13 protein-coding genes and 1 pseudogene are annotated in these 12,391 nt (G+C 43.2%); 5 read left to right on the top strand and 9 right to left on the bottom strand.

Translation table 11 applies throughout. The features are described 5' to 3' along the window. Positions 1–17 precede the first annotated feature (17 nt). From R7E38_RS12430 to R7E38_RS12420, 3 genes are read right to left on the bottom strand one after another with little or no spacing between them, the layout of a single operon-like run. On the bottom strand, positions 18–365 hold the full coding sequence (locus R7E38_RS12430; RefSeq protein ID WP_226083286.1) for a phasin family protein: 348 nt from the start codon (positions 363–365) through the stop codon (positions 18–20). A 44-nt stretch (positions 366–409) separates the two neighbouring features. Continuing rightward, positions 410–1,618: an acetyl-CoA C-acetyltransferase gene (locus tag R7E38_RS12425; protein WP_031777157.1), complete on the bottom strand. Its 1,209-nt coding sequence runs from the start codon at positions 1,616–1,618 to the stop codon at positions 410–412. Between the two features lie 12 nt (positions 1,619–1,630). Beyond that, entirely contained in the window at positions 1,631–2,371 is a 741-nt protein-coding gene (locus R7E38_RS12420; RefSeq protein WP_005373555.1) for an SDR family oxidoreductase, read from the bottom strand. Between the two features lie 739 nt (positions 2,372–3,110). Here R7E38_RS12420 and R7E38_RS12415 point away from each other — a divergent pair. Both R7E38_RS12415 and R7E38_RS12410 read left to right on the top strand, forming a co-directional pair. Further along, positions 3,111–3,731: a LysE family translocator gene (locus R7E38_RS12415; protein WP_021035942.1), complete on the top strand. Its 621-nt coding sequence runs from the start codon at positions 3,111–3,113 to the stop codon at positions 3,729–3,731. A 15-nt stretch (positions 3,732–3,746) separates the two neighbouring features. Then, a complete protein-coding gene (locus tag R7E38_RS12410) occupies positions 3,747–4,013 on the top strand; it encodes a hypothetical protein (RefSeq protein WP_005373566.1) in 267 nt (88 codons plus the stop codon). Positions 4,014–4,071: 58 nt separating this feature from the next. Here the strand turns inward: R7E38_RS12410 and secF are convergent, their stop codons facing one another. The 4 genes from secF to R7E38_RS12390 form a co-directional block, all read right to left on the bottom strand. Continuing rightward, positions 4,072–4,974: a protein translocase subunit SecF gene (secF, locus tag R7E38_RS12405; RefSeq protein WP_054577769.1), complete on the bottom strand. Its 903-nt coding sequence runs from the start codon at positions 4,972–4,974 to the stop codon at positions 4,072–4,074. Positions 4,975–4,976: 2 nt separating this feature from the next. Further along, positions 4,977–6,815: a protein translocase subunit SecD gene (gene secD / locus R7E38_RS12400; RefSeq protein WP_005373570.1), complete on the bottom strand. Its 1,839-nt coding sequence runs from the start codon at positions 6,813–6,815 to the stop codon at positions 4,977–4,979. 164 nt (positions 6,816–6,979) lie between these two features. After that, on the bottom strand, positions 6,980–7,459 hold the full coding sequence (locus R7E38_RS12395; RefSeq protein ID WP_005373572.1) for a hypothetical protein: 480 nt from the start codon (positions 7,457–7,459) through the stop codon (positions 6,980–6,982). 168 nt (positions 7,460–7,627) lie between these two features. After that, positions 7,628–8,296, bottom strand: coding sequence for an SH3 domain-containing protein (locus R7E38_RS12390; RefSeq protein ID WP_005385650.1), 669 nt, complete (start codon positions 8,294–8,296; stop codon positions 7,628–7,630). Positions 8,297–8,399: 103 nt separating this feature from the next. Here R7E38_RS12390 and R7E38_RS12385 point away from each other — a divergent pair, with 103 nt between their 5' ends. Further along, entirely contained in the window at positions 8,400–8,948 is a 549-nt protein-coding gene (locus tag R7E38_RS12385; RefSeq protein ID WP_138940090.1) for an ATPase, read from the top strand. A 526-nt stretch (positions 8,949–9,474) separates the two neighbouring features. Here R7E38_RS12385 and R7E38_RS12375 read toward each other — a convergent pair. Both R7E38_RS12375 and R7E38_RS12370 read right to left on the bottom strand, forming a co-directional pair. Next, a pseudogene (locus tag R7E38_RS12375) lies at positions 9,475–10,097 on the bottom strand (class I SAM-dependent methyltransferase). Positions 10,098–10,102: 5 nt separating this feature from the next. Further along, positions 10,103–10,558 (bottom strand): Lrp/AsnC family transcriptional regulator, encoded by a 456-nt coding sequence (locus R7E38_RS12370; RefSeq protein WP_213914932.1) that lies wholly within the window; start codon positions 10,556–10,558, stop codon positions 10,103–10,105. Between the two features lie 148 nt (positions 10,559–10,706). On the opposite strand from R7E38_RS12370, the gene R7E38_RS12365 reads away from it, so the two are divergent. Both R7E38_RS12365 and R7E38_RS12360 read left to right on the top strand, forming a co-directional pair. Next, complete coding sequence (locus tag R7E38_RS12365; RefSeq protein ID WP_226083287.1) at positions 10,707–11,633, top strand: DMT family transporter; 927 nt, start codon at positions 10,707–10,709, stop codon at positions 11,631–11,633. A gap of 94 nt (positions 11,634–11,727) precedes the next feature. Continuing rightward, positions 11,728–12,390, top strand: coding sequence for a flagellar brake protein (locus R7E38_RS12360; protein ID WP_064369362.1), 663 nt, complete (start codon positions 11,728–11,730; stop codon positions 12,388–12,390). The last annotated feature ends 1 nt before the right edge of the window (position 12,391 follow it).

The raw sequence follows: 12,391 nt of genomic DNA, 5'->3' as shown, positions 1-12,391 counted from the left end.
GGCGAGAATCGGACAAATTACGCTGGAGTAACAGTCTTTAGATTTTCCGAAGTCATTTTCTCAACGTCATCTTTGAACTCTTTTGCAATCGCTTGAAGCTTGTTGCTGTCATCCATCATTTGTTGAGAAAGTTTAGTAAGTACGCTTAGTTGCTGACTGTTGAAAGCAGTCAATGACGTTACGTCTTTGATTTCTGTCGCTGCTTTCATCTGGTTTAGACCCACTTCACTGTATGTGCGAATGGCGTTCAATTGAAGCTCGGTCAACACTTCTACGTTTTTTGTCACTAGCTTGTTGAACTTCAAGTAAGGTTCTAGATTTTTTTCAGTTTGATCGCTAAATGTTTTGAAGAAATCTGTGTACATGGTTTGTCTCCTAGAGAAAGAATTAAAAATGTCCGTTTAAATAATTACTTAACTGTCTTTACAACCACAGCCGTGCCCATGCCGCCGCCCACACAAAGTGAAGCAACGCCATATTGACCATTTTGCTTATGAAGCTCGTGAACCAGCGTGACTAAGATTCGGTTGCCAGATGCACCAAGCGGGTGTCCTAGCGCGATAGCACCACCGTTAAAGTTCGCTTTATCTTGAATCGCGTTAACTGGAACTTGGTTTGTTTCCGCCAACTGATGAATCACGCCAAGTGCTTGCGCTGCAAATGCTTCGTTTAACTCGTAAACGTCAATGTCATTTACTGTGAGTTCCGCTTTTTCGAGTGCTTTATTGACCGACTCAACAGGACCTAGGCCCATGATCTTCGGATCAAGACCCGATTGCGCATAGCTTACGATCTCAGCAAGCGGCGTTAATCCATGCGCTTTAACTGCGCTTTCAGACGCCACGATAATCGCACTCGCGCCATCGTTAATGCCTGATGCATTACCTGCAGTCACAGTGCCTTCGCGGTCAAAAGCAGGACGTAGCTTGCTTAAGGCTTCCATTGTCGCGTTCGCTTTTGGGTATTCATCCGTATCAAACATCACGGTTTCACGGCGTTGCTTTACTTCCACTGGCACAATTTCGTCTTGAAATTTGCCAGCTTCGATAGCGGCTACCGCTTTCTGTTGGCTAGACAGCGCGTATTCGTCTTGCTGCTGGCGAGTTAAGCCGATTTGTTTTGCTACGTTTTCTGCCGTCACACCCATGTGATATTGGTTGTAAACATCGGTTAAACCGTCCGCTACAAGCAGATCTTTTAGCTCCAGATTGCCCATTTTGTTGCCATCACGAATGCTGCTTGGTGCGGCAAACGGAATCTGAGACATGACTTCAACACCCGCTGCAACAACGATCTCAGCATCGCCACTACGGATATGGGACACGGCATCCATGACCGTTTTCATGCCACTACCGCAAACCATGTTTACGCCATATGCAGGAACAGATTCAGGAATCCCCGCAAACAGTGCCGCTTGGCGGCCAACACCCATTCCTTGACCTGCACCAACAACGTTGCCAACAATCACTTCGTCAACCTTGTCGCCAGGCAACTTTGCCGCCTCCAACGCGCCTTTAATCGCTACTGCTGCCAGATCGCCAGCAGAAGTATTTTTCAGGCTGCCACCAAAAGCGCCGATTGGGGTACGCTTCGCCGCTACGATAAATACTTTTTCCATCATCTTATCTCCTTAGTGCATGTATAGGCCGCCGTTCACCGACAAAGTCTCTCCGGTGATATAGGCGCCCGCATCGCTGACCAAGAAGCTCACTGATGCTGCAATTTCTTCTGGTGTCGCAAGACGTTTCATTGGAATTTGGTTCGTGATAGATTCCAGCACTTCTGGCTTCATTTGCTCAACCATTGGCGTACCCGTGTAACCCGGCGCGATAACATTAACTGTTACACCCGAGCGAGCACCTTCGTATGCTAGGGCTTTAGAGAAACCGATCATCCCAGCTTTCGCCGCCGAGTAGTTTGCTTGACCAAACTGCCCTTTAAGACCATTGACTGAAGAGATATTGATGACACGACCACCGCCTTTTTCGCACATTGCAGCAAAGAGGGGTTGCGTAACGTTGAATAAACTATTGAGGTTGGTATTGATGACATCATTCCAAGCTTGCGCAGTCATCTTTTTAAACACGCCATCACGTGTAATTCCTGCGTTGTTGACAACAACATCAATGGTTCCTTCCTCCCCAAGCAATTGCGCCAATTTCTCTGCACACTCTGTCGTGTTTGTTACATCCAACTCAAAAAGGCGAACCTGATCTTTGGTAAACCCTTTGCTGTTGAACCACTCCAGCGCACATTCGTAGTTACCTGTGAAATAAGTAGCGATTACACGGTAACCGTCATTGACTAATTGAGAGGAAATAGCAGAACCAATTCCGCCTTTTGATCCAGTGATCAAAGCGACTTTCTTCATTGAAGACTCCATTCTTAACGGCATTTAAAAAGCAAACTTAATACACTGATGAAATAGTTCACCAACTGACGTGTTTATTTATTCTTTTGACAACCAATCCCGTGCTGCCTTTATTTTAAGTTAACCTAGAAATATTACATTTCAAATAAAAAACTCACCCAATTGCATAAGATTGATTTAGATCTCATTACCCGTGAAATGTTATAAAATGGTTAATTTTACATAAGCCATTGTTTTAAATCACACTTCCACAAAAGCCACACCAACAGAAATAGAAACATAATTATTAAATATCATGCACTTACATACAGAATGGTAGACGTTACATTATGTCATGATTTAAGATCTGAATTTTAAGCCTATATGATTACAACAAACTTGAGATTAGAATAATAATTCAATTATCAGTAAAAATAATTATCAAACATATCATTTAATTACTGCATTTAATGATAATTTAGTTATCAATTCGATTATTTTAATACAGTGATGATTAATACCGATAAAATATAATAAGTTAAATATATTTAATCTAAAAATGATATAAGAGCTTGTCTCATACTGGTGCAATACGCACTATTATGACGCATAGATTAAAATATAATTTCATTTTAAATTTATATATTCGAAGAACATCAACTAGCTACTAGTGAAAGTAATCGTTCGCTTTGTAGTAGCATCCTTTTCCACTTTGCACTATCTTTGTGGCTTCTCTTTAATCACTAAATCATCAACAGATATGAATCTTGCATTGCTCAGTATGTTCATCCCTACTTTCTTTTTTGTCTCAATCACGCCTGGTATGTGCATGACTCTCGCCCTAACGTTAGGTATGAGTATCGGTTATCGTCGCACGTTATGGATGATGATAGGAGAGCTTCTCGGTGTTGCGCTGGTGTCAGTCTCTGCGGTGTTAGGTATCGCTGCGATTATGCTCAATTATCCTTGGATGTTTATCGCGTTAAAGTTCATTGGTGGCGGTTATTTACTCTATCTTGGAGTTGAAATGTGGCGATCGCGAGGGAAACTTGCGATTAATGTCGACAACTTAGAAACACCAAAGAGTGACAATATCGCACTGATCATGCAAGGCTTCGTTACCGCAATCGCAAACCCAAAAGGCTGGGCATTTATGATTTCTCTTTTACCGCCTTTTATAGACCAAAACGCAGCGCTTGCACCGCAACTGATCATACTTGTCTCCATTATTTTACTGTTTGAGTTCATTTGCATGTCTCTGTACGCTACTGGTGGTAAAGGGTTGAAACACGTATTAGGTCAGTCTAAGAATGTACGTCTAATGAACCGTATCGCAGGCACTTTAATGATGGGAGTTGGTGTCTGGTTGCTACTAAGCTAAGGCAAACTGGAAACAATGAAAAATATTCTGAATAAAATAGCTAAAGTCATGGGTGAAGTATTGGACTTTCAAGCCCGAGTTTGGGTTGTGAACGTCTATAGCGGTGAGCATAAAGGCGAGTCTTATGTCGTTAATGAAGATGCTTTCTCTGTACCTCTTCAGTGGATGAAGAAGAAAGGCTACCAAGAGCCAATGTTGAATAAAGTCGAAGCAATGAAGCGCTCACAAGTCTTAGAGTTCGACTTGGGACTTGTGAAACATCGCTTGATGCGCGTGAAATAAGCACAAAAAAGCGCCACTCAAGATGAGTGGCGCAAGCACTTTTACCTTAAAAATAATGCTACGGCGCAGCGTCGATCTCAACTGGAAGATAATGTTTCGGCTCCAGTTTCAACCACTCAGGCAGCACAGTACCAATCGAAATCGAAGACCATGTCCCCGACAGAACGCCAATAAACATGGCGGTTGAGAAACCAGCCAAAGGCGCTCCTCCCATAATCCATAATGCACCAACAGTGATCAATGTCGTACCAGATGTCACCATAGTGCGTGAAAACGTCGCGATAACAGCTTGGTCATTGATGTCTTCTGTTTTCCAACTCTGTTTCGCAATCAACAGCTCACGGATTCGGTCTGCAATGATGATAGAGTCATTCAATGAGTAACCTAAAATTGCTAACACCGCTGCAAAAACGGTTAAGTTGAACTCCATTTGAGTAACTGCAAAAAAACCAAGCACTAAGATCACATCATGGGCCAAAGCAAACAGTGAACCACTGGCCAAACGCCACTCAAAACGGAAACACAAGTAACCGAGAATACTCAACACACAAATCAACAATGCTAAGCCACCTTGTTCAAACAAGTCTTGGCCAACTTGAGCGCCAACTATACTGTTGCTGACAACATCAACTTGGTGAGAGATTGGCTTCAACACCTCTTCTACACTTGGCAACGTTTGTCCATCTTCCGGCGCAGAGTAACGAATCACCCAACGGCCATCTTCACCAGAGCGTGTCACTGACGCAGATTCACCAAGCTTTGGTTGCAGAACGTCAAGCAGATCATGGTTAGTTAGCTGCTTATCTACCTTTACTTCTGTCACCATACCGCCAGTGAAGTCCAAACCTAGGTTCAACCCTTTAAAGCCTAGAGCGACGATCGCGATCACCGTTAAAATGATGGAAACTAGCGTAGTAAAGTAGCGAATTTTACGAATATTTTGTTTTAGCATTTCGACCATGATTAAACCCTCACATCACGACGGGCATCGCGGCCCCAAATTAAATTGATCATTGCTCGAGAGGCAAATACGCCTGTAAACATACTGGTTAACAAACCTAATCCGAGTGTTAAGGCAAAGCCTTGGATTGGGCCATTACCGATGGCGTACAAAATCACGGCGGTGATCATGGTAGTAATGTTGGCATCAAGGATGGTCGAGAATGCGCTGTCAAAGCCAAGATCAATCGCTTGAGCGAAGCTGCGGCCTTCACGCATTTTGTCCTTAATACGTTCAAAGATAATAACGTTGGTGTCTACTGCCATACCGACGGTTAACACTAAACCGGCAATACCCGGAAGCGTTAGAACCGCTCCTGGTAACAAGGCGATTAAGCCAAGCAAACAAAGCATGTTGGCACAAAGCGCCACGTTTGCTACCCAACCTAAGCGGCGGTACCAAAGTGCCATAAAGGTCAGTGTTAGTCCCATACCTAAAGCCAGTGCTGCAAAACCGTTTTCAATGTTTTCTGCCCCCAGAGAAGCACCGATTGTTCGCTCTTCCACAATAGTAACCGGCGCGGTCAGTGACCCCGCGCGAAGCAATAGCGCCAACTGCTGCGCATCGTCCATGCTACCTGCCCCAGTAATACGGAACTGGCTACCAAGCTGAGATTGAATAGTCGCGACGCTGATAACGCGCTCACTACGCTCAGTTACACCGCGATCGTTTGTTTTGTATTCACGGTAAACGGTCGCCATTGGCTTGCCGATGTGAGTTGCTGAGAAGTCACTCATTTTCTTACCACCAGCGTGGTCAAGAGAAATATTTACCTCTGACATGCCCATTTTGTCGACACCAGCACGAGCGTTCACGATGTGCTCGCCCGTTAGAACTGGTCGTTTTGCCAAAATCACAGTACGACCGTCATTATCTTGAAGAACAAGATCTTGGCTGCTGTGTGCTTGGCTCGCATCTTTCACTTCATAAAACGCCAAGCTTGCTGTTGCACCAATAACGTTTTTCGCTTGAGCAGGATCTTGTACACCAGGGAGCTCAATTCGAATGCTCTCTTTACCTTGGCGTTGCACTAGTGCTTCTGTGATACCAAGTTCTTCAATACGACCACGCATGATCTTCAGGTTTTGTTGAAGAGTCGACGATTGAAATTCTTGGATATTTTGTTCACTCGGTTCAAGCACAAAGCCACGAGATGAACTTTTTGAAATCCAGCCCGGGTAGTTTTGACGCAAGAACTTGTTTACTTCCGACAATGCTTGCTCGCTGTCACTGTTTACCGTAATTCGGTTGCCGCTTTCTGCTCGAACTTGCACACCACGAACACGTTGATCACGCAGATTCGCTTTGATTTCATCAATCAACGCATCACGTTGCTCTTCAAACGCTTTATTCACATCAACATTCAACAAGAACTGAACGCCACCACGAAGATCAAGACCGAGTTTAATTGGGCTAAAGCCCATCTCATTCAACCATTCTGGCGCAACCGATACGTATGAGAAAGTGATGCTGTCGTCTTTATTTAGCTCTTTGTTTAACAACGCACGAGCTTTACTTTGCGCATCTTCACCATCGAATACAATGGTTGTTTTGCCGTCTTTTTCGATGATTTTGTCGGCTGAAATATGGTTGGTTTTTAGCAGTTGATTCAGATGAACAACCGACATTTCACTGTTGTTTTGATCCGCAAACGTCAACTGGATAGAAGGCTGTTCGCCAAACCAAGTTGGTATAGCACTTAGGGTTAAAATAATGACCGTCGTGATTAATACGACATATTTCCAAGCTGAGTAGTGATTCATCAGCTTTCTGTTCTTTTGCTGCTTTGGTGTTTTTTTCATGTAAACATCATCCCTTCACAATGAAGTGAAGCTTTTAATAACAAGGCTTAACACACGACAGATGCTCCCAGAATAAATTCAGGGTATGAAATGCTCAGAACGCTCACGTCCTGTCGAATACAATCGTCGTGTTAAGAGTGCACAATGGTGCAAATAGATGGTGTTTAGGCAGAAAACTGACTATTGAGTGCGACGTACATGGCATTGGTCTCTTTCCAACCAGAAATGCGATGATCGCTTGTGAAATGATAAAATGTGGACTGGTTGTGACGCCAGTTAATGTCCATCAAGCTGTATGCGTAACCCGCATCAGCGTAAAACGGAGTAGTGAGATCGCCGACAAAATCTACGTGCTCGTCATCAAGCCCTTCCCGTAAGTAAGACGTCCAGCGCTGAGAGTTAAACAAAGCAACGGAATCGAGACTTGCATGGCCTTCAGATACTGGAGATTGAGAGCTTTCTTCTGAAACTTCAGAAAAATCGACGGAAGAGTTTGGCGATACACTTACGGCTACAAAAGGTTGTAGCTTAGAAAAGTGCGGTACGTGAGCCTTGTGATCGATTTGCGCAGCAGATACATGCACTGGTAGCAATACCATTGCAAATAGCAGCAAAATCAACTTTCTAAGGTAAATCCAAGGCATAGGAACTCACTAAAAACACAAAGAGCCAAGTTAGGTCACTTGACTCGTTGATAGTATTCCTATTGATTATGGTTCACAACTAAAAAGTTATAAATCTCTGATTTCAGGTTTGCATCGTTATTGCATTTATCAAAACGTCTTTAGAAAACTAGTGTAATTGGTGGTGAGTTATCGATAAAAAATATCGCCCTTATCAACATCTAAGTAGATCTTGTTCTCTTGCTCCAAACCGCCACAATAGATGAAGTAAACGTTGCGCTTTTTGAACGTCACAGAACGAACCCAGCCTCCGAGCTCCTCAAAATCACTCGGATCACAGGTTTCATCGTCTAACAATTGCTGTGTTTTCTTACGGAAAATATCCAAGTGAACTTTTAAATCATCCGACTTCTGTAGGTATTCATCCAATATCTCTAAGCGCTCTTGCTCTTTAATAACTGGCTCTGCATCAGATAACCCTTCAGCATTCAACCATTCGGCTTTTTCTTCTCCACCCTCTTCATAGACAAGATAGCCGGAGATTCGGTACCACCCATCTACTTTTTCTAACACCGATACTTTTTCTCCCTTATAGAGCGTATCGACAACTAAAGCATTAGGGTTAGGCTTGTTGTAAACATTGACACGACGCTCAATAACGTAGTACTCAGTAACTTCCGGGGGAACGGCTTCTAAATCCAGAATCGGTTTGGATGTTTCTTTTTGCAGTGACGATTGCTCGACTTGTGTAGCCTTTGGTGCTTCAGGTTCATCTTTCTGCATAAAGAAGAAATAGTATCCAGCCCCCGCTCCGCCGAGCAACAGCATGACAATCAATGCGACGAGAATTTTCTTCATGCCCTTTTCCTTTTCATTCTTTATTCTTATCCCACCAGCAGCACGCATGTCGTAGAAATTTGGGTATATACTCAAAAGAGCAGGTCAACTAACGCGAGCAATAATGATCAACAGACTCAATTGGATACTACTATTTCTTCTGTTCCCGATAACGGGGCACGCCAATATTCAATGTAACCCATCGTCGTGGAATGACAATCTTACCCAATTCAATCGTTTAGAGTCCAATTACAATCAGCATGTTGAGGTATTCAATACACTTTTAACCGAACATAAACAGCGTCAGTTATTGTCCGACACCTTTTCACTGCATGAGCTCGTGCTACTTTGGCGTGCCAAGTCGAACCAAAATGTGTTCAAAGCGCAATTAAAAGCATCGATTCAATACAAAGAAGAGCTCACAACTAAAGCGAATCAGCTGCTTAAATTGAGCACACAATCCCAATGGTCAGCTAATGGGTGGGAGATCCTGGCCCAAAAGTGCCGCGAGTCAAACAAAACCGTCAATCAAATAACTGCGGAATGGTATAACACCAACGCTTTGGAACTTGCTGAAGATTACAAGCGCCTCTCTTCCCAATATCAAACTCTGTCACAAGTCTATGATAAAGAAGCTCGAGCGCTTCAATACGCTCAAGATGTTTCGAAGTAAAAACAGAGCCAGTTTTGAATAGACGATGTGGTTTTTTCACTCCAATATTGGACGTTATTCGTACTTTTTATCTTTCCTTAGTCGTGAATGATATCAAATGTAAATAATGGGATTGTTCCCTTTGACAAACTTGACTAAACCATGACCAAGACAATCAATTTATAGAGACATACGTCACATTAATGCTTTACTTATGGACATTTTTTGGTTAGTTTAGCCATTAATAAAATTTAATAAAAAGTCACATTTGGCTGGAGATGATGCTACAAACATGGTTATCAATCGATTAAGTAACAGGGAATATCCTAATGCTACCAAAGCCAAGTTTTTGTCAGTAGTTAGGCACGTAAAAGAGTTCGGTTCAATCAGTGATTTGGATCTGTGTAAAATCTTCGGAGAAACAATATGGAGTGATGGGAGGGAATACCATTCAGCCGCTTTCTCATTCAAGGTTGATAGATACACAGGTAACTGTGAAATCTCACAATACAAAAACCAATAAGGCTTAAGAATTTATTAAGCGGAGTCAGGAAACGGACTTCGCTTTTTTGATCATGGCAATCGTAAAGTCGTGCTCGGAGTACCCCTCAATCAATCGTGTATTCGGACACAGCAACCGACAATAGCGAAAGACACCTTCTTTATTGTGCGACGCTAACATTTTCATGCTGGGTAGTTTGGATTCATCCAACAAGTTAAACACACAACCTTTCTCTGTCGCTCGGTACATTTTCTCAATCATTTCAATGGTGTGATTTGGGTTGGTGGATTGATAGTTCAATGCTCCGGAAGCAAAAACAAAGTCGCAACGAGGCAATACCAACGTTGAAAAGTCGCCACATATAAACTTACTTTGCGTACGAAAATCTCGTTTTCTGGCTTCAGAGATAAACTGTTTTTGCTGATCAATGCCAATATAGCTTTGAGGAAGCCCCCCATAAGTTCGATAAACGCTAACAAGTCTCCGTAGCCGCACCCAATATCTAAAATACTTGAACCGTCTAACGTTAACCCTCGGCACAACGCCTCAAAACGGCTGATCTGACTATACTTATCTGCCCATCCCAGAGTTCGGGCTCTGTCTTTACCAAACTGTCTATATCGCTTTCGATGATAGTGGGCAATCTTAAGTCTATCGAAAAATTTCATCTTTCTTATGCATAAATCGGCAAACTGCCATTTCCTTTCACTTGTCTAATCGCCAGGTGGGTATGAATATCTTTCACATTTTCTAATCGCTGTAACTTTCTAGTAAATGTTTCATAACCAGCGAGATCTTTACTGACCACCTCTAACAGGTAATCATAGGCCCCTGATACGACATGGCATGAGATCACTTCATCCATCTCAACAACGGCATGTTCAAACTCATCAATCGAAGAAGCTTGGTGGTTATTTAAACTCACTTCAACAAATACAGTCATCGCGATGCCTACGGTGTCTCTGGACACAATAGCTCGATAACCACTAATTACACCTTCCTGCTCCAAACGCTTAATGCGCCTTGCACAAGGTGATGCAGATAGCCCTACTTGGTCAGCAAGTTCTGCAGTTGTCAAAGTGGCATCCTTCTGCATTAGGCTGATAAGTTGCCTGTCAATTTTATCCATTTATTCTTCCGTGCCTTTAATCACTAATAATTAACATTTATACGCAATTTATCACCAACATCAAGCCTAATTACGTCAAACTTTGCCTCCCTTTGGCAAGAGTTTTATTCAACAATTAACACATCATTTACAAATGGATATGTCGATAATGATCTTGGGATACGCAGCTATATTAACGACCTTACTGCTTTGGTCTGGTTTCTTTATTTCTTTAAAAGGGGGCGCAATTTCTGCCTTGCAGCCAGCCGATATCGCGTTAGTTCGCTTTCTCATCCCAAGTATAATTTTATTACCATTTGTGATTAAGCATAAACAGTCGCTGCGCGTCGTGCCTAAACGCTACCTGGTTGGTGTTGTGGTTGGAAGCGGCCTTCCCTATCTTCTGGTCGTCGGAACGGCTATGCATTTCGCTCCCGTGGCGCACGGCAGTGCATTAGTACCTGGCACTTTGCCATTGTTTGTTTCTGCTATCGCGGTACTTTGTTATCAACAGTCGCCGAGTGCTCACCGCTTAATCGGGCTCTCTACGGTGTTGTTAGGGATTTTCGTATTCCTTCTTTCTAATAGCGGCGCAGAGTACAACTGGTCTCAATTACAAGGGCATATCCTGTTTCTAACTGGCAGCATCATGTGGGCTGCTTTCACCATCAGCGCTCGTGTCGCCAATCTTAATGCACACGTCTGTGCAGGATTCGTTGCAATTGCGTCTTTGGCTCTGCTCATCATCGCCGTTGGTTTCGGGTGGGTAGACAGTTATTTGGTGGTAACACCGTTCAGCCAGTGGCCATGGGAGGAGTTATTTGGCCACGCGATGCTACAAGGTGTTGGCGCAGGTTTAATCGCTTCTTTCACTTTCATTTATGCAATTAGGATCATCGGTGCCGAAGCCAGCGCAGCTTTTGGTTCATTAACTCCAGTCGTCGCGACACTTCTTGCCGTTCCAATTTTTGGTGAACAACCAGATTCTCTCACTTGGTTAGCGCTGATGTTGGTCACATGCGGCAGTATTGTGGCAAGCCAAATCTTTATGAAAGGTGGAATGAACCAAACTTATCGCCCACCACTTCACAGATAGCGATGATTTTACAAAAACTTATGCCTTACTATCTTGAATAACAAAATGGCGTTTTGATAGCCTCAGCTTAACTAAAAATTAAAACGCCAATGTGATGCCAGCCACTCATACTAAAGATGAACTGCATAGGTTTCTCAAACCGGGAATGAAACTTTCTACTAATTTCGAATTTGGGCCTAAGGATCAATATACGTATTCCACCACCTATCTTGGGATGAAAGAAAATGCTTATTTGATTCTTGATATACCAATGCGTTTGCTTGAAGAGCAAGTGATGAGGAAACTCCCCAACGCCGATGTCATCGTGCGTGGAGTATCAGATACGGAGTTAGGCCATGTCATTGCGTTTAAGTCCAGCGTGCTGACGACGACCGTTCGACCATCCCCCCTTTTGTTTATCCGCATTCCAGGAACATTTGCAACCAAACCAGTTCGGGAACATGAGCGTTACAAGTTGCAAATGGACTGTAACGTTATTCATGCAGGGAATGTCTACGACGGTAGCCTTATCGATTTTTCTCTAGCAGGTGTTGGTATATCAACCTTGATTGAGCCCGAATTCAACGTGGGTGAGAGTGTTACCATCGAATGCCCGTTAAGCCACTATATCGGAGAAGAAAATCGATGTGTCATTGCCAACATTAAGAAATTGGTGAAGGGATGGGTAGTTGGAATTAAGTTTGCCAGTCCCATTGCGATGACTCACGAACTAAAAACAGAGTTACTGGAGCAATCCTTTCTAACCAGTAACGTCTGAA

Origin of the sequence: Vibrio sp. Vb2131 (genome assembly GCF_033338535.1) — a bacterium.
GTDB lineage: Bacteria > Pseudomonadota > Gammaproteobacteria > Enterobacterales > Vibrionaceae > Vibrio > Vibrio alginolyticus.
The sequence above is the reverse complement of the archived record's forward strand: the minus strand, read 5'-3'. Positions and strand labels throughout refer to the sequence as shown.